The sequence below is a fragment of the Paenibacillus sp. Y859 genome, assembly GCF_056786405.1.
Map to the genome: position 1 here is coordinate 31,058 of NZ_JBXCIZ010000019.1, position 23,738 is coordinate 54,795.

At 42.0% G+C, this 23,738-nt stretch carries 14 protein-coding genes; 12 read left to right on the top strand and 2 right to left on the bottom strand.

Annotated elements, in window-relative coordinates; all coding sequences use genetic code 11:
* The first annotated feature begins 264 nt into the window (after positions 1-264).
* Positions 265-2,625 carry an Ig-like domain-containing protein gene (locus AC1TO8_RS22480; RefSeq protein WP_482057824.1) on the top strand — a complete coding sequence of 787 codons (2,361 nt, stop codon included), beginning with the start codon at positions 265-267 and terminating at the stop codon, positions 2,623-2,625.
* A gap of 102 nt (positions 2,626-2,727) precedes the next feature.
* Here the strand turns inward: AC1TO8_RS22480 and AC1TO8_RS22485 are convergent, their stop codons facing one another.
* Both AC1TO8_RS22485 and AC1TO8_RS22490 read right to left on the bottom strand, forming a co-directional pair.
* The gene (locus AC1TO8_RS22485) at positions 2,728-4,470 is read right to left on the bottom strand and encodes a hypothetical protein (RefSeq protein WP_482057825.1); all 1,743 of its coding nucleotides are present in this window, start codon (positions 4,468-4,470) and stop codon (positions 2,728-2,730) included.
* Between the two features lie 24 nt (positions 4,471-4,494).
* Complete coding sequence (locus AC1TO8_RS22490) at positions 4,495-5,421, bottom strand: hypothetical protein (RefSeq protein ID WP_482057826.1); 927 nt, start codon at positions 5,419-5,421, stop codon at positions 4,495-4,497.
* Between the two features lie 395 nt (positions 5,422-5,816).
* Between AC1TO8_RS22490 and AC1TO8_RS22495 the strand changes: the two genes are divergently transcribed.
* From AC1TO8_RS22495 to AC1TO8_RS22545, 11 genes are all read left to right on the top strand, one after another.
* Positions 5,817-7,610 carry a vWA domain-containing protein gene (locus tag AC1TO8_RS22495; protein WP_482057827.1) on the top strand — a complete coding sequence of 598 codons (1,794 nt, stop codon included), beginning with the start codon at positions 5,817-5,819 and terminating at the stop codon, positions 7,608-7,610.
* 238 nt (positions 7,611-7,848) lie between these two features.
* Positions 7,849-11,238 (top strand): tubulin-like doman-containing protein, encoded by a 3,390-nt coding sequence (locus AC1TO8_RS22500; protein WP_482057828.1) that lies wholly within the window; start codon positions 7,849-7,851, stop codon positions 11,236-11,238.
* Between the two features lie 2 nt (positions 11,239-11,240).
* On the top strand, positions 11,241-13,652 hold the full coding sequence (locus AC1TO8_RS22505; protein WP_482057829.1) for a transcription initiation factor TFIID: 2,412 nt from the start codon (positions 11,241-11,243) through the stop codon (positions 13,650-13,652).
* A gap of 180 nt (positions 13,653-13,832) precedes the next feature.
* On the top strand, positions 13,833-15,110 hold the full coding sequence (locus AC1TO8_RS22510; protein ID WP_482057830.1) for a vWA domain-containing protein: 1,278 nt from the start codon (positions 13,833-13,835) through the stop codon (positions 15,108-15,110).
* Between the two features lie 21 nt (positions 15,111-15,131).
* Positions 15,132-15,767, top strand: a complete 636-nt coding sequence (locus AC1TO8_RS22515) for a beta-mannanase (protein ID WP_482057831.1) — start codon at positions 15,132-15,134, stop codon at positions 15,765-15,767.
* Positions 15,768-16,494: 727 nt separating this feature from the next.
* On the top strand, positions 16,495-17,754 hold the full coding sequence (locus AC1TO8_RS22520) for a TRAFAC clade GTPase domain-containing protein (protein ID WP_482057832.1): 1,260 nt from the start codon (positions 16,495-16,497) through the stop codon (positions 17,752-17,754).
* Positions 17,754-20,924 carry a GAP1-N2 domain-containing protein gene (locus AC1TO8_RS22525; RefSeq protein WP_482057833.1) on the top strand — a complete coding sequence of 1,057 codons (3,171 nt, stop codon included), beginning with the start codon at positions 17,754-17,756 and terminating at the stop codon, positions 20,922-20,924. Before AC1TO8_RS22520 ends, AC1TO8_RS22525 begins: the two co-directional genes overlap by 1 nt.
* A 167-nt stretch (positions 20,925-21,091) precedes the next feature.
* Positions 21,092-21,610: a peptide-methionine (S)-S-oxide reductase MsrA gene (msrA, locus tag AC1TO8_RS22530; RefSeq protein ID WP_482057834.1), complete on the top strand. Its 519-nt coding sequence runs from the start codon at positions 21,092-21,094 to the stop codon at positions 21,608-21,610.
* Between the two features lie 235 nt (positions 21,611-21,845).
* Positions 21,846-22,196 carry a hypothetical protein gene (locus AC1TO8_RS22535; protein ID WP_482057835.1) on the top strand — a complete coding sequence of 117 codons (351 nt, stop codon included), beginning with the start codon at positions 21,846-21,848 and terminating at the stop codon, positions 22,194-22,196.
* A gap of 278 nt (positions 22,197-22,474) precedes the next feature.
* On the top strand, positions 22,475-22,774 hold the full coding sequence (locus AC1TO8_RS22540) for a hypothetical protein (protein ID WP_482057836.1): 300 nt from the start codon (positions 22,475-22,477) through the stop codon (positions 22,772-22,774).
* Between the two features lie 67 nt (positions 22,775-22,841).
* Positions 22,842-23,348, top strand: a complete 507-nt coding sequence (locus AC1TO8_RS22545) for a tyrosine-type recombinase/integrase (protein ID WP_482057837.1) — start codon at positions 22,842-22,844, stop codon at positions 23,346-23,348.
* Positions 23,349-23,738: the final 390 nt, after the last annotated feature.

Sequence of the window (23,738 nt, forward strand, 5' to 3'; positions counted from 1 at the left end):
ATCATGTATTCTATAGTTGAAATAAAGTAAACGGTAGTAAAGGCTCTTTCCAGTGATGATCATGGGAGGAGCCTTTCTTAGTATGGTGGCACATCTCGTCTAACGTTATAGGGCGAGGGTGATTATTATAATTTTTTTTAAGTAAATGCTCGAATTTCTAATGTTTTTGTCTTCATTTGCCGATAGTTAAAGTAACTAATAAGATTTGAAAAAGAGAACTGGAGGGAATTAACATTGTATATTAGATTCAAAAAAACCTTAATCATGTCATTAATCCTAATTATAAGCTTGGCTAGTGCGGGGACATCTTGGGCAGCTACAACGCCGAACTTGATTGGACTTGAAGTTTCCAAGAATGAAGTATTTCTTGAAATTGGTGGGAAAGAGACACTAACTACAACGGCTATTTACGATGATGGTACGAAGAAGAATGTCATCATCACGAACTGGGTTAGTAACGATGATACCGTTGCAACGATATCTAATGGTACGGTGACGGCTAAAAAGGAAGGTACTACCACCATAATTGGAAAGTACGGTGTGGAGGAAACTGACAGCATTGAAGTGACTGTCAGCAAAAAGGTGAAATCTCTAACGAAGAGCGTACAAAGTCTTGAGCTTCGTAAGGATGATAGTAAACAAATTGAACTAGAGGCGACTTATGTTGACTATGTTGGATCCGAGGTCGTTACGGATAAAGCGATTTGGTCCTCTAGTAATAATGATATTGCAACTGTTGTAAATGGTAACGTTAAGGCTCAAAGCGCAGGAATAGCTACGATCACAGCTTCCTTTGGAAACCAGACTGTTACATTAGAAGTAACGGTGGAGAACGTGAAACGACTAGACCTGGATGTAGAGCAGGTATCTTTGTTGCTCACAGATCCAAAGGATTCAAAGACCGTTACATTAACAGCTACGTATCCTGATGGGTCCCAAAGAGATGTGGCTGAAGATGCGAAATGGACAACAAGCAACAAGACCGTCGCAGATGTGATTAAAGGTAAGATTACTGCTTATGGAGCAGGAACGGCAACAATCACAGCTAGTTATGGCGCAGAGACAATAAGCCTTGAGGTTGAAGTTGACAAGACTCGTAAATTGGAAGTTGATACACAGAATGTATATCTGAGTCTTGTTACTGGGGGGATTGCTTCACAACAGCTTACTTTAACAGCTGTATATCCGGATAGTCCAGATCTTGATGTTACTAATCTAGCGACATGGACTACTAGCAATGCGTCCGTTGCTTATGTTAACAAAGGGAAAGTTTACGCTGAGGGTGTTGGGTCAGCGACGATTACTGGGAAATATGGGGATAAGAGTGTGACGGTACAGGTTGATGTTGACGTTCCACGTCATCTTGACCTTGAGGATAAAGTAGGAATGAGCGTTGGAGAGACTAAGACGCTAGAACTACATGCTGCTTACGCTGATATAACTGGTAAGACGGATGTAGCGGACAAGGCTGTATGGAGTTCGAGTGATGCGGCTGTCGTATTTGTATCCAACGGTAAGCTTACAGCGTATAAAAAAGGTGAAGCGACAGTTAGTGCCACTTATGGCGGAATCACAGTTACGACGAAGGTCAGCGTTGATATTCCTGTTTCAATATCGTTAGATGCTAAAACGATTGATATTAAGAAAGACAGTCCTTATCAAGCTAGCCTTATCGCTGTGTATGATACGAAGGATCCTCTTAAAAATATTGTTCTAACAAGTGAAGCAGAATGGAGCACGAGTGATGAGAAAATTGCTGAAGTAGATAGCGACGGACTGATTACTGGTGTTGCAACAGGAACGGCTACGATTACAGCACTGTATGAACAGACGAAGTACATCATGAAAGTAAACGTAGGCTTGGTCAAAGACCTTGAGGCAGATACTCATCTTATCGTATTGAGTGCTGGTGAGAGTAAAAATATCGAGCTTACGGCGAAGGATTCATCCGGTAATGATGAAGTATTTACAGGAGAAGATGTGACTTGGAAGTCAAGTAGTACTTCTGTAGCTGCTGTGAAAGATGGTAAAGTAACAGGTTATACAAAGGGTAAAGCTACAATTACAGCTGAATATGGTGGTCAGAAAGTGACTGTTTCAGTAGAAGTAGATATGGTTCAAAGTATCGAAGCGTCACATCAATCTGTATCATTAAAAACAGTTAGTGCTAGTTCTAAAGTACAACAAGTCAACATTATCGTGACATTCAGTGATGGTTCAACCAAGGATGTAACGGATTTGGCAGAATGGAAAACGGGCAATTATAAAATGGCGACAGTGAACAAAGGGAAAGTAACTGCCGTAGCATATGGCAAAACAAAGGTTACAGCTAAATATGCAGGTAAATCTATAAGTATTCCAGTGGAAGTCGACATGTTGAAGTATTTACAGACAGATAAAGTGAGTCTGAAAATGACAGTTGGACAGCAGGCTGATATCATTGCGACAGCAACCTTTACTGACGGAATCGATGTTAATGTATCTAAAGAAGCGTTATGGACTTCATCGAAGATTTTAGCGGTAACTGTTAAAGATGGCAAAATCAAAGCTAATGGAAAAGGTAAAGCAACGATCACCGTTAAATACGGCGGTAAGAGCACAAAGGTAGTTATCACTGTAGAATAGTTTTAAATAAACAGTAAAAGAGTGGGTCCTCTGTACAATACAGAGGACCCACTCTTTTTTTGAAATATAAGAAAGTATAAGTTCCCCTTGCTACACTATCTCTTATTCCACATTCTCCACTTCGAATACCGGTATGAACGTTAACTCATCCTGAATATAGATATCCACATACTTACGGAATATACCTATTACGGTAATGGAACCTCCATAAAAGTCATAATTTCCAGTAAGCTTTACGTAGCTATCGTCCATGATCGCATAGGCTTCACCATATCCAGGTTCGATAATCGTCGTACTGAATTTCACCTTTTCATGCATATATGAAACGAGCCCGTCCACTGATATATCAATGTAATCTTGCTGAACGCCAATGAAGGAATAGGTATCTCCAGAGCGTTGGTATATAGCTACTTGGCTAGCACCATCTACTGTATTTGGATTATCAACAAGAAGCTGGCCATTGCTATCGACTTCATAACCATCTGCATCGATCTGGAACAATGTAACCATTTCATTTGTCTGTATTTCAATGGCGGTAAATAACGCATTCCTTAAAGTGGATTCCCCTTGAATAAGAATGACTGGGAAATCCTTCGTACTGAGCGAGTCTTCGATGAAGATGTCCTGGATATTCCCCTCATATTGGAAGTTGCTATTTGATAATACCTGAACAGTATCATCCTTATTCAATCTTGCGAAGTAAATGGTATGTTGTTCATCCAGCGCAAGTACATATGCTAAAGCACCAAAACGTTTGCTTCCGCTACTTATAGAGGTGAATATGCCTGTTGGGTCGCTACTCTGTAGGATGCGGATCGGATCATGGATATTCCATGCTAGTTGTGCATCTTTTATCTCAAGGGCAGTATCTTTGTAGTCGGCAAGACCTTCGTATATGGCAATGGCTTTCTCAAATTCATTCTTGGATACGTTGCGTTTGGCCTCTTTCATCCATGTACTCATTTGTTTCGTAATGTATGAATCCACGGAAGATTTAAAGTTAGCGGCTTGGACGAAGATGTTATAGCTCTTTGCATGAGTTGCAAATATAGCATAACTTTCATTCGCAAGATCATTCTCTAAGAATGTCCTCGCTAAAGCGTCAGATTGATCCGTAATCCAGTCTGCTTGAATTTCATGGGCATCATAAAGCTTCAACATAGCTAATGATTCATCTAAAAGAGTCTGGTACTCACCACTCGCGGCTATTTGGGCCATTTTACGATGATCATAACCTTTGAATTTATCGTAAAGTTGCGTCTTCTTCTGATCTGAATCACCAAAGAACGCATCAGGGATGGTCAAGAGATTCCATTTGAAGGATTCATTACTATACTTCTTGGTATCAAGATTGTGCTCCAGTTGTTGATAGAAGACGGTCTTGAAATGTTGGAAATAGGCTGAGAAATCATTAGAAACGTCATATTTAGCAGAAAGTTGGCGATAATAGGGTTGATAAATGTTGCCTTCCTTCATATATATTCCCCGAAATGCTTCTAAGTCTTTATATACCGTCATCAGTATCTCGAAATCTTCATCATCGCTAGCACGTTTAGCATTCTTATCAATCTCGCTCAGTTTAGAATTAATTTCACTGATCGGGGCTAGCTCAACCAAACGCGAAGAAATATCTGCTTCCTTATACTTAATCGACTTGTTCTGGTGTGCTTTATGATACCAATCCTCCGCGGCGATGAGATCTTTAAGTGCGTACAGTCGATCTGCCTCGGTGACTGCAGATATCTTCTGCTGAATGTAATGAAATTTCATACCAATGAGAACCATCATACCTATACAACAACATATTAATAGTTTTTGCAGGGTTAACGCCCGTATCTTCGTCATAGTCTTATAGCCTCTTTAACTGTATTATTGGAAGTCAGGATCCCATTCATATAACTCACTTCGGATACTCGCCACCTCAGTCGCTAAATGGCCCCATGGGTGGTCAGGATATTGGCGAATCAACCGGTATAAGCGTAAGAACCGGTCTTTGGAAAGTCTACGAGCATAACGTTGAACGAATTCAGGGTAAGTCTCAACATATTTCTTCAATCGAACGGCTGCTCCAACGACATTCGTTAGAATTTCCAGGCCATGCTCCATTTTAAGTATATATGGCTCGTAGGCAAGAATATACCGGATTGAGCGGTTTTTGATCAGCTCTCTTTTTATTTTGGCAATTTCACCGATATAGGCGGCTAGATCGCTATCGAATTCATCTATCAGTAAAGGTTCAACCGCTAAATCCATATCTTTTCGAAGGATGAAAGATTGAAGTAATACAACTTGCTGTAGACGGATTTTATCGTTGTGAACGAGGGTACTGATCTCCCGTAACAGTTCATAAGTCAGTAGTTCATCATCTTTCAACGCGGCAACGGCTGTCTTACGATTGCTCTTCATATCTTCAAGAATGTGAAGCTGCTCTCGTTCGAATAATTTGTCTAGTGCGAAAGGGACTTCACTAGGAAGCATCTTCTTCTGTATGATCCACAGCAGAGCGATCAATAGGATAACGGCCCCAGCACATAGAATCATTTGCCCAAAGTTCTGGCTGAAGAAGATGCCAGTTAAACCAATGAGGAGCGCAATCAGTTGTTCATTTCGCATCTTCTTTTTTACAATGGATGTAGCCTTTTGAGTAACGGATATCAGTTTAGCTTTGCCACACACACTACATTGTTCTTCCCATAGTGCAGTGAAATGATGGCAATGGGTGCATATTCTCAACTTTTCATAGGCGTAACGCGTCTGTATATAGGGTCTTAAAGTAACAGGTCTCTTCTTAGTCATGATGCTCCCCCTTATGATTGATTAGGGAAAGTAGCCTTTGGTCGATTTCGTCGTAAGAAGGCGTGTATTTACGGTGTTTAAAGTAAATAACTGATTTAGTAGCAACATAAAGAATCAAAACACTTAAACAAACGTATACAATCATATTGGATTCCTTTCATATGTGGATCTGAGGCATTTAGCCTATATTGATTGAACTTTGGTGGGTTTAATTATATCATAATGTCATGGTAATGATAGGAAGTACTCTGTCAAGAAGCATGATATTATGGTAACAGATAACTTTTTTAGCGAAACTTAAGGGTTTCTTAACAGCTATTTAAGATTTATCACCTAGAGTTAAAATAGATGAGAAGTCAGTTCTCACAATGATCTCATAATAAAGGGGTATAACTATGTTTCGTAAAAAACAACTCTCACTCCGTATAATGATTGTCTTATCGTTATTACTGCTTCCGTATTCAGTTAGTATACAGGAAGCTTCAGCGGCCCAATCGTCTTCACAGATTGACGCTATGCTCGTTGTAGACGCAAGTAACTCGATGAAGAAGAGTGACCCAGATAAAATAGGTAATGAAGCTATGAAGATGTTTATTGATATGCTATCCGTTCAGGGAGATAAAGTTGGAATTATTTCGTATACGAATAAAATACAACGAGAGAAGGCATTGCTCGAGATTAAGTCAGCCGCTGATAAGGAAGATTTGAAGCAGTTCATTGACGAGTTAGATCGAGGTCCTTACACCGACGTCGCTGTAGGTATTAAGGAGGCCGTAAAAATATTGCTGCAGGGGGCAGATCCCACTCATGAACCGATGATTGTACTACTGGCTGATGGTAATAACGATTTCGATAAGGCTAAGAGTCGAACGGAGCAACAGTCTGCACAGGAATTAGAACAAGCGATTGCTGATGCGAATAAGAATGGCATTCCAGTATATACGATTGGGCTTAACGCCGATGGCAAGCTGAACAAGGAAGCTTTAGCTGACATATCCAACAAAACCGGTGGTAAGCCATTCTCTACCAATACGGCTGATGATCTACCGCAAATATTAAGTGAAATATTCGCGAGTCATTTGAAATTAAAGATTGTCCCCGTACAGTCTATGACAGGGAATGGAAGCTTTCAAGATGTCATAATTAATGTGCCGAATAATAATGTATTAGAAGCTAATATTTCTATCATGTCAGCTCTACCGGTAGAGGTCAAAATAACGGATCCTACAGGAGCAAGCAAGACGATTCCAGCGAATGATATTTTATATTCTAAGTCCAAAAGCTACTCTTTATTGAAGTTACTAACCCCAATGAATGGCGATTGGAAGCTTCAAGTGAAAGGTGTGGCCAAGGATAAGATCGATATTAATCTAGTATTCAACTACGATGTTGAGCTTGGGATGGATCCTCTTGCAAGCACTACGTATAAGAAGGGTGATAAGATCGATATCATCTCTTATTTAACAAGTAATGGGCAAAAGTTACAAAATAGCACACTTTATCAGAATATGAATGCTAAGCTAGTTGTTAAGGACATCGATAGTGGAGATACGAAAGAGATTGAGATGTCTAATACAGGTGATGGCTTTGAGGGGACGTATCAGGTAGCGGATCAGCATGATTATGAAATGATGGTTATCGCAGAGGATAAGAGCCTTTATCGCGAAACGCCTGTTGTGAAGATTAGTGCCAAGCCTAGTGGAGCCACTCCAAGTAAGCCAGCAGCAACACCAACACCGGAAGCGGGCAAAGATGAGAAGCCATTTCCGATCCTAGCGGTCGTAGGTGGTGTCATAGCACTCGCTGCAATCCTTGCGGCAGCTTACTTTATTCTAGCTGCTGTGAAGAAGGCAAACCGTGGATTTGTTGGACAGATGGTTATTGAAATTCGTGATGAGAATACTGGAGAGAAGACGTATCCACAATATAAGAAATTGAATGGATTTAAAGGGAAAGTGAATCTGCATCAGTTGCTACAGCTTGCACCTGAACTGAAGGAAACGGATAAGATCATCTTCGAACCGAGTAAGAATGACTGGTTGTTGTTGAAGAATGGTTCAACCATGAACATCGAGAAGTCAGGTCGTGTAATGGATGCCAGCAAAGGACTAGACATTAAAGACGGCGATCGAATCAGCCTTTCCTTACAAAGCGTAGATAAGACCATTATGATCGAGTACCTAGTGTAGTGTAAATTTATGAACTGAATTAATGTCATCGGAGGTATAGCGAAGGGGATGGAATTGTCCTGAAGAAGCGGATGCGTTCGCCTTTGCCCTTTGATTTCTACCGCTATAAGCGGTATATAATCAAGAAATCAGAGGGCAACAGCGATCGGAAGGACAATCCAGCACCGTAGCGACTCTCCAATAGAATTAATGCTTATGAAGTCAACTGTACTTCGTAAAGCTTTCAGGAGGAAAATGAATGAAACCAGTAGTTAGAGAACATATTCAGCAATTGGATGTTTCGTTAGGTGGAGGGATTGTCAGCGATAAGATTCGTGTCGATACGATTGATAATCCCATCCTTATTATTGGACTTGGGGGTACCGGTATTGATGCATTACTGCGCCTGAAATACCAAATTAATCGCAGATTTAAGTTGCCGGAAGATCCATCTTCTAAGAGAAAGCGCGATAAGCCGGACAATGTAGAGTTTCTAGCTTTTGAGACGAATGAACAGGATCGTGGTAAGAAATATAAAGGAATCGGGCTTGATCCGATCAATGAGTTCGTGCTCCTCTCCAATGCGGAGATCGGTGGGTTGTTACAGAATCGCAGTGTGCTTGAACCGTATATTACCGATTGGTTATCCCCTGAGATGAGTATTACGGATGGTATGAACGGCGCTGCAGGTGTTCGTCAAGCGGGTAGATTACTGTTATTCACCAAGATCAATCAAGTCGTGCAAGCGATCGATAAGAAGATCAAGACACTATCAGTCGGAACGAATAAGAAGCTTATGGTGTTCATGCTTACGGGATTATCAGGGGGTACGGGAAGTGGATGCTTCTTGGATATCGCCTATATCGTACGAGGCATTATTGAACGCGATCATGGTTCAGCAGGGATTGACCGTGTGAATACACTCGGTTATTTGTTTACTCCAGATATCAACTTATCCAATAAGAGCTTGAGTGAACACACCCGTGAATATATTAAAAAGAATGGGTATGCCGCACTCAAAGAACTTGATTATTGGATGAATGTGGACAGTCGCGGTGAACGATTCCAGCAGCGTTATGGGAATATTCTGACGGTTAATTCGCCACTACCGCCGTTCAATCTATGTCATCTGATCTCAGCAACGAATACCGAAGGTAAGCTGCTTGAGAATGCTTATGACTACTGTATGAATGTGACGGCTGAGAACATTACGAACTTTATGGCAAGTGAAGAGAAAGCATCAGGTGAAGAATTCGCCATTCATGACTATATCAGTAATATTCGTACGAACATTGCCCAGATGAATAAAATGTACCCAGCGAATTATGAATATAATATTATTGGTGCATCATCCGCCGTGTTACCGATTGAAGAGATGACGACGTACTTGGCATTTCGGTTATTTGGCAAGATGGATAAGATGTTCGAGAAGGCACCAAGTCAGGACGATGTAGAGACATTCGCTCGTAAGCTGGGTATTGATCTGGAAACGATGATGAAGACTTTTGAATCTCGTGTGCCTGAGCCGCTTCCAGGGTTTGAGAACAGTGAGCGTCTGAGCTACAGCAATGTTGTGAAGAATCAGGTTATCAATATGGATACGGAGCTGGAACAGAATTTCTTGGCTCGTGCTCGAGAAGAGTATATTAAGGCTAAGAAGCAGTTGCCAGGAGAGATCGTAGGACAGTTCACCGATCAGATCCGTCGTATTTTCTTACATCCGGAACAAGGGCCATTCTATGTGTCACGGTTGATTTATACGGAGAAAGGCTTCAGTCTACTCAAAATGTTGCTTTCGTATATTGAGACACTACGTGAGAACCTACATCGCATTCCGAGGGATATTGAGGCAGCAAGCGAGCAAGCCAACGAGAGACTTGGGGATGCCAAGAGTGCATTCGTCTCCAGAGATAAGAAGAAGAATATTTATATCGAAGCTAAAATTAATGAATACTGGCTTAAAGCGGATATAGAGCGTACAGAGCAGATGATTGAGTTCTATGAAGATCTATACGAATTGTTGAATAGCGAGAATACGCGCATTTATAACGTATATACAGAAATATTGAACGCATTGAATGCTATTTTTGCTAAGAATGGGGAAATTCTGATTCATGGTGATGAGCAGGCCGATCATAAGGGGAACAAGACGTATTATTGGAACCTTGTGAGTGTGCCAGACATTGCTAAGGTCATTGGTAAAATGATGGAGAGTAAAGATGTGGATGATCTTATTCGTGACTTCACGCTGGAGCTTTTAAATCGTTCAAATCAATGGATTAGAGAGCAAGAAGTGGATATCGTTAGCTCTATTTCGGATTTCTTAGGGGATAAATTTGGTGATTTGATTACACAATCGATGGAAGACTTCTTAGTTATGAAATTCGGTAATGATGAGTCTATTGAGAAGCTTGTTGAGCGCAATATTGCAAGTAAGCTGGATGAGGAAGCGGTGCCTGTATTCCATTTGAGTAATAGCTCAGGTAACTTGTATTTCCCTTCATGGGGATTTGTGTCCGTCCCTGTTGGGGCTCCGAGCATTCTTAAAGGAATCCGTAATTATCAGAATAATTCCGTGGGGAGATCTCATTTCACGGTCAAAGAGAGTCAAGTGAAGAATCGGATTTTCTGGTTGAACACGAAGAACGGGGTACCCTTATTCGTATATACACCTCTCAAAGTGTATGAGGAAAGCTATGAACGAACGATTCTGGATAAAGAGGGCATTGGGCGCCACTTGGTGCAGACGGAAAGTGAGAACTGGACGTACCTCCCTTCGCCAATTCCAGAGAAGTCCTGGGGAGATACTTATATGAATACGCGTGTTCAGTCCTATAACGCTCGTGTGCGGGCTGAATTTGTGAAGGCACTCACGCTGAAGGTTATCGTGGAGAAGGACATCAATCAGAACACAAGCAATCGATTTGCTGTGGTGATGACGAAGCCGTTCGATTTGTCAGAATACCTTCGCGGATACGATATGCAGTTAGATTCAGCTAAACCGAATCTTGGGGAAGTGAAGCGTGTATTGAACGAGTTGAGACATCTGCTCGCACATGGTCTTGAGAAGGTATCTAGTAAAGATATCTTTGGTAGTATTTCTGAAGATATGGCGAATGAAAACTTGATTCGTTCACCTGAACTGATTCAACGTGTTCGGGAGGAATTAGCTAAGTACGAGATGATTAGTACAAAGGCTACTGAACTGGAACAATTGATGAGCCAACATCAGGATGACGAGAAATGGATCGATCAATTCATTGAAGCACTATACACGAACACGATCACGAAGAAAGGTGCGCTTTATGTCTATGACCGTGACCCAGAGGAAGAAGCATGGGAGCCTTTTGCTAATCTGATGAAGAGTCAGAAGTATGTTGAATCGGAAGTGTTCGAACATTTCCGTAGATTGGATGAGAAGAGCAAGAGCACATTGCTACGTAAAGCAACTCGTCGTGGTACGGACCTGACCGCATCCGAAGATATCTCATTACTGATAACGAAATTAGATGAGCTGTATGAACTGTTTCTTAACGGCCGTGATCAATTGGAATATGAGAAGATTGAACTGGCGAATGGAGAAGAAATGTATCAATTCTACAAGCAGATGCTGTCTAAATTAAACGATATTCGTAGAAAGTTGAAATAATCATGAAGGAAATGCTAGAGAAATTCGCTACGGAGTATGCGATCGCCGAAGAGAAGATGAACGGACAAGATGATGATCAGAGCAGTATTCATTATCCAGCGGTGTTTGTATTCATTGGGGATAAGGTGTCCGAGGCGATTGAACCGATCATGGAAATTCATGATAAGAAATGGGATAACAGCGCAGGTGTTATGTACATCCATATCGCATCCCAAGCCCGAGCCAGCTCGGAATCGGAATCGAGCACAGGAGCTAACGTCGAGCACAAGACTACTCATCCTCGACTTCTACGGTACGAACTACCTGGTCCTGCAGAATCAACATCAAGTGGTACCACAAGCTTGCGTAAAGATTTGTATACAAGCTTCTACGAGAATGAGCAGCATTTAATTGAGCTGAATCGTACTCTGAGAAAGGTAAGCTATAACATATCGGATTTCGGTCGAATATATTCTTCATTCGATCGGATCCATCTTTCTTTCATTACGCGTGTCGATGACCCGCTTAATGTGTTCTTACCAGAATTATCACTCTTATCTAAATCCATCTTCAGTCAGTCCTTCAAGTCTGTACAGATGGATTTATATGGGTTGATTAGTGAGAAGGAGGTTGAATCCTTCGGATATAGCCATTCTGTAGGTGTAGCTTTTCTTCGTGAGCTTGAGTATATGCAGCAGAGTGATTATACTTTCTCGGCGAATCTTCATGTAACAGAGGATGGCTTATCTATTCCTGTGACACATTCACCGGCTCCACTATTTGAGCTTGTGTATTTACTTTCTGACAAGAATGAACGAGGGATTTCTTCGTTCGATGATATGCAGGATAACTACGAGATTATCTGTCACGTCAATCTGTTGAAGAACCGCAAGCAGAAGGATGCGGAGCATCAATCGAGTAACCATAACTATAACAATATGTCTTTTAAAAGTAATATTAAATCGGATTCAGGTCGGGAAGGCTTCGTATCTGCGGGCTTCTCGAAAGTAAAACGCCCCAATGAGTCGATTGCGTTAACGGTTCTATACCACTTCTATAATCAGATGGTTATCCGTATGAAGAATGGCGTACAGTGGAATAGCAAAGAGAAGCTAGCTTTCTTCGGTATCGATACACAGGCTATATCCAATCGGGTGAAATCAACGATGCCGGATGAGGATAAGCTGGATGAGATGACAGGCATTATGATGCATAAGATGAGTTATCATTCATTGAAACGGTTATCACTTCGGGAAGCAGAGCATGCGCTTTATGGTGAGGGATGCGAGACTTATTTCCGAGATAATTACGTTAAGGAAATTCAAGCACGCTTAGATCATATTCACATAGGCGATGAGATATCTCAAGCGGTTAAGAAGCAAATGCTTGCTAACCCGCAGATTGGATTCTACCAAATAGCAGCGTGGAGCGATGAGTTAGGCCAATCAGGAAGTTTGCTAGAAGATATACGTGGCACGATTCGGGAAACGGCGAGGGAACTAGAATCAGCTAAATCCGAGCTTGAGCAATGTTACCAAAGTATTGTGGATGAACAATCCTTCTCGCGTCTGCCTATGATGGATAAGCATAATTTACGCAGTTTTATTCGATATTTGGTAGATACAGTGTATCGGAGAAAACGTCATATTTTGCAGCTTGAATCAGAACTGATGCTTCATCAGCGGGTTGAGGATGAATTGAGTCGAATACATCAGCATTATAAACGACAAGTGGAGCAGATGGATCGGTTAGAGGGAACTCTACGTGTAGCGGCATTGGATAGTATTCGGACAGCAGACGATTATATTGGACAGAATATTCTAGAATATTATGAAATAGTGACTGAAGACGTTGTGCGTGATATTGAGGCGAAGCGGGGTACGGCAGTCTTTTTCGAAGATCGTTATTTAGGTGATGTGACAGAGCTCTTAGAGGCTGGAATGGATCAATTGGTAGCGAAACTTATTCATATCTGTCGCAATAACATACTCACAGCAGAGCCATTTGCACAGACGTTTGAAGAAGAAATACTACATCGTGCAAATGTGACTATCGATTATAGTAATAAACAAGTATTAACTAAGGACGATTTGTTCAAAAAGTTGTATCATACATTGGAAGATCATGCGGCAATCAATGTACGATTGTTGGATTATACGCAGGAGCATCGTTACGAGGAGAAGTACTTCTTCGGGGATTCAAATAGTGAATTTATTCGCTATTCCCTTAGTGCTGATGAGACATCACGGATCTACAAATTGGGTTATGTTCATGAGAATCGGAGCAGCGGTGTGGAGAAGTTGAACTTAATGGGTGGTTTCCACATCGAAGATTTAATGTATTATCGCAATGGTAAAATGTACTATGAAGCCTATCTGAAGAATGGGTACGAGTTCCATGGTCTAGATCCTAGCGTGCTTCCAGAACTTCAATAAGTTTGAGATCAAAAGATGACTTTTTGAAAATATAAGGGAGTATAGGTTTCACTTGATACTCTAATCCTTATATTTCCGCTGAAACGGGTTCCGTCCTTGAAAAAGGACGGCGAAGCCGTTTCTACTTGACTACCTCTATATGTGATGTGAATTCCCATTGTGGAAAGGGTGCTTGTAAAGATGCAACGAAAGATAAGTATGCTTATGCTATTATTTAGCCTGATCGGTGGCGCAGTTGGTTTTGTAGCCGGAGAAATTATATTGGGCAACTTAGAGGGAGAACTACCGAGGATTGTCATTGTAGGTTTATATTGTGGGATACTAGCCTTCTTTATCGGTCTGTTCTGCCTTATTGCGGAGATGATTAATCCTCGCTTGAGCGGCCCTTCTTGGAGACAACGGTATGTAGGTTCTTCATGGAAGTTACTTGTGCCTGCTACGCTAATTATGCTATTCACATTGGGCCTACTACTTGAATTCGTATACGGACTGAATATAGGACGCGTGAAGCCAGTTAAAGATATCGTGCTCGTGATCGACAATTCGGGTAGTATGCTCGAGACGGATCCGAATGATGGACGCTACGAAGCTGCTAAGAGCCTGATTGGCATCATGGATAATGATAAGCGCGTAGCCGTAATTGAATTCACTCATGAAGCTAGACTGATTCAACCTTTTGTCTCAGTGAAAGACGCGGCGGTGAAACAAGAGGTGTATGCTAAGATAGATCAACTTACGGCTACCGATGGTGGAACAGAAATTGCTTTGGCACTCCAGGAAGCGATGGAACATATTAAGGATCAGACGCAAGCTAAACGAGGGACGATGGTTATTCTACTATCCGACGGATTCAGTGAGATGGATATGAATACGGCGTTAGCTGATTATGAACAGCAAGAGATTGTTATTAATACGGTCGGTATGAGTGTGAGCAATTCACAGGGCTCTGTATTGCTACAGCAGATTGCGAATCGAACGAATGGACAGTATACCGACGTAGATAATGTAGATGATCTTTCTTTCGTATTCCGACATATCTATGACAGAATCGGTGATCGCACACTGCTGACAGAGCGAACAGGTCCGACGCAAGATAGCAGTTATTATATGGCGTTACGCATTATTTCATTTATTCTGATAGGAACAGCGATAGGATTATCACTTGGCCTCATATTCGATAACCGTCATCTTGCCAAGAGTTTCGGCATTGGAGGTAGTGTTGGAGGATTGATCGCGGGGTTCGTGCTGGAATTAGGATTGTCAGGACAATCGCCGGAAGATAGTATGATCCGACTGTTGGCTTGTCTTATCTTGGCAGGTGTTATGGCACTCTTCACATGGATCGTGCCGATTAAGGAGAATGGTCTATTGCAAGAAGGTAGACAAAGACCAGGGCATGCAGGTGTCATCACAGATGGTTCTAATAATCGGAACAAGAACAGTAGTAAGGGATTCTAGTCTTACGGAGGTGTGTAAGAGTTGCAATATTATCATGCGGACTCATCGACTCCAGTCATTCGTGAGTTGGTGCATCAAGTAGATGAAGATCATTGTACCCTACGTTGGATGTGGCCAGAGGGTATTCAAGCGGTCTACATACACCGAGCAGCATCAGATCAAGAGGTACTCGAGCAGCCAGCAATAAATAGCCTGAAGCTTTACACGCGAGATGAGTATAAAGCTAACAATGGGTATCATGAACGAACTCAGGGTATTGGTGGATGGGAGTATACGGTGTTTGCTTGTTGGCTACATAACGATGAGTCGGTTCTCATTCTCCAAGAGGATGGACAGAACCGCAAGGTAGTCAGCACGGGCAGAGCACGGATCATATACTCCATCAAGCAGAAACAACGTTTATTTCAAAAATATAAAACGATCCAAATGAGGGTAACAACAGAAGTCCCCATTTCCAAAGACGTTATATGCTACGTTAAGAAACAGGGAAGCTACCCATCCAACAAATCAGATGGTACGGTCTATCCATTCGTACAGCATTTCAACCCAGGTAGAAACGTCCTGCCAGAGATAGAGGTAGGCAAGAACGACTACATCCGACTATTCTTTACCGACGGCCCCAAATACGGCCAACTATACGAGCTAATGCCGGAGTAAGCTGATCGCCCCGGGGGGATCTGATTTTTTAACTTTTTAAGAACGTATATAATTCCGAAGTAGTAGTAGCGTATCTCATCTCAAATGTGAGCCATCCCACCGTCTGCTCTCGTAGTTGCAGAAACTGCAGTTAATTAGTGGGTAAAGGCGTGATAGAGTGAAATAGCTGCAGAAGCTACATCTAAAAATGGGGAAACGGCGAAAAGTAGAGGTTTGAGAGTAATTAGATGTATGTTCTGCATTTAAAATAGCCAATGGATGGATAGGCAGGAATTTAGATGTGCTTTTTACAACTAAACAAGGAATACCGCCTTGGATAGCAAGCCTAGGTTCTCTTCCGCTTCCCCAGCCATTTACCGTAGGAACCTTTTTGTAAAAGGACGGCGTAGCCGTTTCTGTTTAGATATTGACGACGTAGGTTTTGAGAAAGAGTGTTTGCTGAGAATAAAGACTAGAGTAGGAACGTAGCGGATCACCCTACACCTAGATTATGCTTACGAGACGAGTTAACTGTCTAAGTGCTAGCTGAAGGTAATGGATGAACCTAGCGAAGGGGACAGAATTGTACTGTAGAAGCGTCAGCGTTCGCCTTTGACATCAGATTTCTACCTCTGAAAGGGGTATATATTCAGGAAATCTGATGTCAACAGCGATCGGAAGAACAATCTGTCACCGTAGCGGTCACCCTAGGCTAATAGATAGAACTGTAATATTTAAGGAGGATACTATGGCCATTTTCGATATGTTCAAAAAGAAACCACAGGCAGCACCCAAGCCTTTATTCTATGATATTGTATGTCCGTTTTGTTTCGAGAAATTCACGCCTGCTGAGGTCGTGTTTCGAGCGGCCCACCATCGTGATGATGATGAGAACTACGCATTGGGTGAAGATGATGAGCTGAATAGATACCGTGAGCGCTTCGGGCTAGATTCCGTTGATGATATAGAAGCCATTATCCATCCTCATGATATACCAGAAGAACATCAGATCTATTCAGACAATGTGCTCATCGGACTGAATGATCGCTATGGTGTACTTACCCGTAGAAGACTGTGCCCGAAATGTCATAATGAGTTGCCGGTTACTTCAGGTAAAGTGCCGAGCAATATTATTTCGATCGTTGGTGCATCTCAAGTAGGGAAGTCTGTGTATATGACATCTCTCATCCATACGCTACAAAATACGACAGCGGACAATTTCGATGCCGCTTGTATGCCGCTGAATGCGGAGATTAGTCGAAAGTTCCGCACATTATACGAAGAACCGCTATTTGAACGGGGAGATTTGCTAGCTTCGACACAGAAGGAGAAAATGCAAGAACCGTTTATTTTTCAATTTGTATTTAAAGATGAATCGAAGCCGCCACTTACGCTCGTGTTCTTTGATGTAGCGGGTGAAGGTATGGTGGATCAGGATTATCTAGGCCTTCATGGTCAGCATATTAAGAATTCATCAGGTATTCTATTCATGGTTGATCCACTGCAGATTCGCTCGATTCGTGAGAAGATTCGTATTAAATTTGGCGATTCCGAAGGTGGATGGGTGTCACAATATGATGAACCACGCGATGTTGTCTTGACAATGTTCGGTGATTTTATTGCTTATGAAGAGAAGGGCAAAACAGATATTCCGACAGCGGTAGTTCTGACAAAGAGTGATATGCTCCATTCGTTGAAGGATGAAGATGGCGAGTATATTAAGTCGAATAGTAATGTTTTTAACAATATGGTGCATCGTAATACGCTTAACTTGACGGAATTCGAGAACATCGACGGGGAAATTCGCCGCTTTATTGAGAAGGTGGATCGACCGTTCAAGGGAACGATGGATGTGTATTTCTCGAATACAGCTTATTTCGCGGTGTCAGCACTGGGCAGCAATCCGGTTAATCAGAAACTTCAAGGTGTCGCTAGTCCGATTCGGGTGGATGAACCGTTCATTTGGTTACTTTATCAATTAATGTACATTGAGGGGAGAGAGGAATAGTGGAGAACACAACTCCCCAACTTATTCAGCAACAGCTATACACACGCGAACGGCGCGGGATTTTTCGATCAACGGAAGGGTTTGATACGATCGCAAGATCGAAGGGGCTAGATCACTCTTTTATCAAAAAAACGCTCCATCCCTTCTGTTTCTACGATGCCCCAGCTGAATTGTCCGCACGTGGGGAGAAGGATACGGCGATGTATCCCGAAGCGCTGCATCTCTATCATACGGATAACGATCAGACGATTATTGGACGTAGTGTATATCAATCGGCAGATTTCACGGGCCTTCGTAGTGCCTTTTTCACACATAATTATGTCATTCCTAGCGAGCGTTCAGAAGAGGTTGTTGCGAATTATGCTTCATGGCTTCATGCAGATTTCGTCGCTACTTATGACATTGAACAGGGTTTGGATCTACCAGAACTAAATTCGTTACCTGTGGGTGTTGAGGGCAATTCTAGTAGAACGGCTACGGCTACTTTCCTAGCAAGTCTGAATATGGATGAGAAGATGTTCAAGCAACTGTTATTTGCCGTGATGACGGCAGTGACGAGCAAGAAAAAGGTGTATATTTCTCTAGATGTACCTGCTGAACAGATATCAATAGTTGCTAAGCAACTAATTGAAGTGCTGTATGGTAGTTTGCCGTATGCTTTTCGCAAATCACTTGGATTCTTGACGTATTCGAAAGAGCCACAGAGTAAAAAAGGGATTCATGTCATGTTCGTAGAGAGAGGTAGTCTGCGCCCAGGGGATCGGAATATTGAGAAGGACTTTACCTTTGATCTAGTAGCCAAGCGGGTTACGAATGTAGATGTGGATCTCTCGAAACAGTCCTATTTCGATTTCGCATGGAGTAATCTGGATCGTCCAGAGCATGCAGAGGACTTCTACCAGTTCGCTGAAGTGATGTTAGCGGATATGGATCATATACGGAAGACGTCTATTTCAAGCTACCATGAGCTGGCGGTATTTTTTCAGATAGAGGAAGGCAATGATGCCCTGTTTGAAGACAGTAAAAGCACGCTACTACGTGGTTTGTTGGATTACTTATCACTGCCAGGTGCGATGTTGAGCAAAGTACGGTTGAATGATATTTTTCTCGCTCGGTTTGACCAGGAATTCGATCTCATTAAGCAAGGACAGGTGCCGGATCTAGCGATCGTGGAAGCTTTCAAGGACTACTATCGTATTTGTGGTAAGAACAATGAGGGTAAAATCGTTAAATATCTTATGGTTGCTATTAGTCATGCTTCATCTAAGAAGCGTAAAGAGGTTGTTACTTCTTTTTATAAGGTGATCGAGAGTAGTCCTGAGCTTAGTAAAGCATTCTTCGATATGGTATTGAGTAGTGGCCTCTCTAAAGCATTGTTCGAACCGTATATTCTGGAGAAGTTCACTCTAGCGCCGAAAGCCAAGGACGTTATGCAATTGGTTGGGATATGGGGTAAGCATCATCCTATCGTGACTCGAGATGTGTATTTCGTTGAACAGGCGAAGTCGCAGTTGTTCGCGAAGCTCCGTAAGGAGTCAGAACCTGTAACTGCTGTGAATGCACTATTGGAGCAACAGCGTAAGCTTGAGAAGGATTGGGAGAAGCAAGGACAAGATACGGTAATAGCTGACTTTACATTAATGGACCAGCTCGCTTATGCGGCGAATCTATTTTTGTTAACAGAACTAGACTTGGATAGATTAGCGCAAGATCAGCTTTTGAAAATTAAATTTCTGAAAGAACGAAGTGAAGTGAAGACGTGGGCAGCTAAGTTCGATACTCGAATTCGCTCACAGGCAGCGGTGATGTTGGCTCTGTATGCTTGGTTTAATGAGGATCAACCGGATCAGAGTCTATTCGATGGTTTGAGCCCGATGGAGCTAGATCGTGTACAGCAGTTGGGTTGTCAGTGGTTGCAGGATCAGCTGGTGCCAGAGCAATTTGGTAGATTGGCGTTAGCTTTCTATCAAGGTGGACAAGCTGGTGTCAATTATTCGGGGCTACTGAATTTCATACGAAGACATGGTAAGGAGCAGGAAGTTGTCTATCAATTCATTCAATGGTCTGCATCTCAGCGAATGTTCGTGGGAGAGCGGGGGCTTATTCCGGCGTATGCTACAGCGATCGTTTCTTATTTTAAAAATATGGATCGAGACGCATTTAAGAAGAAAGATTTGGTGAAGAAATACTTCGCATCACCGAGTCCGAAACTTAAACCCGTCTATGCGAAAGTGGAGATAGAGTTATCTACGCCATTCGTTAAATTTCTGCGTCGTAATCGTAGACAATTGGCCATCCTTTCGATGTTTGTGGGAGTGCTGCTCATTGTTCTGATTGGCGGATTCTATGGGCTCAAAGCTACGGGTATCTTTGATAAGAAACCAGAGTTTGTCCAAACGCCAACACCACCAGCAACGGCGGACCCTGCGCTCGAGGTTACTCCGGATGTAGTCGTATATGCGGAACAAGCGGAAGCTGTAGATGGTGAAGCTGCAGAAGCACAGCTAGTCTTTCTGTTTAAAGATGCTGGTACTTGTGAAGCTTTTGATGCGAGTAGTATGACGCTGGAATTAGCAGATGGAACAGACCCCAAGACCCTGTCTGAGTTGAAACCTGATGTGAAGTGTGAAGCTGTGGTTGAGCCAGATGCTAATGCTGATGCTGAGAATAAGGATAAGACGAATACTAGCGATGTGCCTTCTGCAGGAACGGATACGGCTAGCAAGGATGCTAGTGGAAGTAAGGATTCTGAGAATATGAGTGGGGATTCCGGGGAAGCAAGCAAGGATTCTGGCATTGTAGGTAAGGATTCTGAGAATGCGGGTAAGCCTGAGGATGATACACTTGATGGTAAGACGACACCTGAAGATCAAGGCAAAGAACCTGGAACAGCAGGGAAAGGCGAGGGTGTTGCAGGAGCAGATGCTGGAGCTGGAACGGGGAATGCAACTGGAAATGCAGCAGGGGCAGGAACTGAACCGGGAGATGCAGGGGAACCTGGAGCAGGATTAGGCACTGAGGAGCAGAAGCCTAGCCCTCCTATAAACCTGGCGGATTACAAGAGCTCTGTTACTGTGAAACTACCTAAAATTACTACAGAAATGTTGGTTGGTAGCATCATTAAGGTCGGTACAGAGACTTTTGAATTGAGCGAGAAACCTAAGTTGTAAAAGACGATATCAGGTTAAGTGCAGAGATTGTGGAATTGTGCGTAAGGACCGGCTGAATTCAATATTCGATGTCGAATAAGCTCCACGGTATACTTCATGATCTTGAACAACCTCTCTAAGAAATAATGACTCACATAGATTCGACAATAAAGGAGAGGATGAGGAAGATGGAGAAGGCAACATTCGCTGGAGGGTGCTTTTGGTGTATGGTGACACCTTTTGAGGAATTACCGGGGATTCATGGCATTGTATCGGGTTATACCGGAGGAACAACGGAAAATCCGACTTATGAAGAGATCAAAACCGGAACGACAGGTCACTATGAAGCGGTACAGATTACATTTGACCCGACTATATTTCCATATGAAAAGTTGCTTGAACTATACTGGCCACAAATCGATCCGACGGATGCGGGCGGACAGTTTCAGGATAGAGGCCCACAGTATCGGACGGCGATCTTTTATCATAATGAATCGCAACAAGCTGCCGCACTGATCTCTAAGGAGCAAGTAGCTGGAAGTGGTAGATTTACTGGACTGATTGTGACTGAGATTATTCCAGCTGAGGCGTTCTACAAAGCAGAGGAGTATCATCAAGACTATCATCATAAGAATCCGAAGCATTATAAGGAAGATCGGGAGCAATCAGGGAGAGATCCCTTTATTGCGAGGCATTGGGACAATTAGGGTTGTTAATTGGATAGGCACGTATAGGATGACAGATTACTCTAATGAGCAGTCTGTCTTTTTTTGTCTAAATTTGAAGAATGAAATTGTATGGTTTGGAGGATAATGGAATGTCACTAGCGAATATATACTCTCAAGTTCAATATGTTAAGAAGGATAGGGCAGAGAATGGAGATGATAGTGTAAACACCTTGTATCCTTTCAAAGACTATAAAGAATAAGGGGAAATTCAAACATGAAACACATTGAAATACTTGAAATTAAAAAGAAAAGTATCTTTAAGGCTACGATCTATCTTATGATTATTCCATTATCTATTATGGTTGTTTTAGGTATAATTGTGACCATAATTGGAATTCTTGCAAGCCAAACCGAATTACTCTTTCTGGGTGTTCCGTATATTATAATGCCAATTGTCTTGTTGTTCTTGTATGGATTATTAAGTATGTTAGTTGCTCTTGTGTATAACAAACTCGCAAAAAAATTCGGTGGTTTAGAACTTAAAATAATTGAAAAGAGCAATGAACGTGAATTCTTAAAGGATTCAAATAGTATAATCGAGGAAACTGGTAATTTTTATCGTTAATCAATCGCCTAACTCTTTTTTCGCATCATCCGATTCATATATTTATCCCTTGGTGACCAATTAGGGGGAATATTTCAGTAGCTTATGGAAGAACCGGAAGACAGATTGCTCTAATGAGCGGTCTGTCTTTTTTTGAAATATAAGAGGGTATAAGCTTCACTTAATACTCTATTCTTATATATCTCGTAGAGACAGATACCGTCCTTAAAGGACGGTAAAACCGTTTCTTCTTGTCTGAATTTGTCGGTGTGTATTCTATATTTTGGGAGGAGAATGGAATGGTGAAAGCGAATGTATACTTATCAAGTCAATTTATTATGCTAGATTGTGCAGAGAATGGCGATGTGGTTGTAAAGACGCCTTATAAAGAAGAGTGGATTAAGGCAATTAGAAGTGTTCCTGGTCTATTAGAGCTTCAAACGGGTGATGAGAAGTTAGCATTGCAAAAGCTGAGAGATTGCTTGAAGTTGAAGGGGTATAGTATCAAGACTCAGCAGGCTTATATGGGTCATGCTGAACGCTACTTACGAACGCTCTCGATTCCGTTAAGAGATGCTGAATTTGAGACAATGGATTAGGCCAAAGCGACAAAAAAAGCTTCCCGTAGTTCTTTCTGCAGGTGAGGTGGCTAGGATACTAAAGTCCGTGCAACATGTTAAACACCGTACTATACTAGCATTGATCTATTCCTCTGGTATACGGGTAGGTGAAGCTGTACGTTTAACCAAGCAGGATATCGATCCTGAGCGAAAAACCATTCATATACGTCAGGGAAAGGGAGGGAAGGATCGATTCACCGTTCTCTCCATCGCAGCGTACACCCTGCTACAGAAATATTTGGAGAAACAACCTATAGTTAAATACTTGTTCCCAGGAGGAAAGGGCCTTGATCATCATCTCACGGAGCGATCTGTGCAACATGTGTTTGAGAGGGCTATACGTAAAGCAGGAATATCTAAGCCAGCCACCGTACACACGCTTCGGCACTCTTTTGCGACACACTTATTGGAGAACGGTACGGATCTTCGTTACATTCAAGAACTACTAGGTCACGAAAGTTCCAAGACAACCGAGATCTACACCCATGTCAGCATCAAAGATATTCGTCGCATCCAGAGTCCACTGGATCGAATGACTGACCTTGAGGATTAGCTTCGTCTATCACCCTCGAGAGGGGTTATAAACGAACTCGTCTATCCAGCCATATAGAGGGTGATAAACGAGTTCGTAGATTAGCAGTTAGACGACATTCATGCGAATAAGATTTTATTTATTCCATTCCGCTTAGTTGAAAACCAATTATGGAAGGCAGCCATTTCTTTCATTATTATTTAAAAATTGAAAAGCATAGTCGCAGGAGGAACAATGGGGATTATTATTAATTCGCTACTAGTCATAGTATTTATTTTCGTACTAATTTCACACTATTATAAATTTCCAAAAAGAGATTCAATCGATGTTAGTGATCTGCCCAATTCATATTGTATTAAAACTTCGAACAGGATGGATATTCAGCATAATTATGAATGTGCTGCATTTTCA

Bases quoted from the DNA above. Each gene is read 5' to 3' on its own strand.
- AC1TO8_RS22480 (WP_482057824.1), top strand. From the start codon at position 265: ATGTCATTAATCCTAATTATAAGCTTGGCTAGTGCGGGGACATCTTGG.
- AC1TO8_RS22485 (WP_482057825.1), bottom strand. From the start codon at position 4,470: ATGACGAAGATACGGGCGTTAACCCTGCAAAAACTATTAATATGTTGT.
- AC1TO8_RS22490 (WP_482057826.1), bottom strand. From the start codon at position 5,421: ATGACTAAGAAGAGACCTGTTACTTTAAGACCCTATATACAGACGCGT.
- AC1TO8_RS22495 (WP_482057827.1), top strand. From the start codon at position 5,817: ATGTTTCGTAAAAAACAACTCTCACTCCGTATAATGATTGTCTTATCG.
- AC1TO8_RS22500 (WP_482057828.1), top strand. From the start codon at position 7,849: ATGAAACCAGTAGTTAGAGAACATATTCAGCAATTGGATGTTTCGTTA.
- AC1TO8_RS22505 (WP_482057829.1), top strand. From the start codon at position 11,241: ATGAAGGAAATGCTAGAGAAATTCGCTACGGAGTATGCGATCGCCGAA.
- AC1TO8_RS22510 (WP_482057830.1), top strand. From the start codon at position 13,833: ATGCAACGAAAGATAAGTATGCTTATGCTATTATTTAGCCTGATCGGT.
- AC1TO8_RS22520 (WP_482057832.1), top strand. From the start codon at position 16,495: ATGGCCATTTTCGATATGTTCAAAAAGAAACCACAGGCAGCACCCAAG.
- msrA (WP_482057834.1), top strand. From the start codon at position 21,092: ATGGAGAAGGCAACATTCGCTGGAGGGTGCTTTTGGTGTATGGTGACA.
- AC1TO8_RS22535 (WP_482057835.1), top strand. From the start codon at position 21,846: ATGAAACACATTGAAATACTTGAAATTAAAAAGAAAAGTATCTTTAAG.
- AC1TO8_RS22540 (WP_482057836.1), top strand. From the start codon at position 22,475: ATGGTGAAAGCGAATGTATACTTATCAAGTCAATTTATTATGCTAGAT.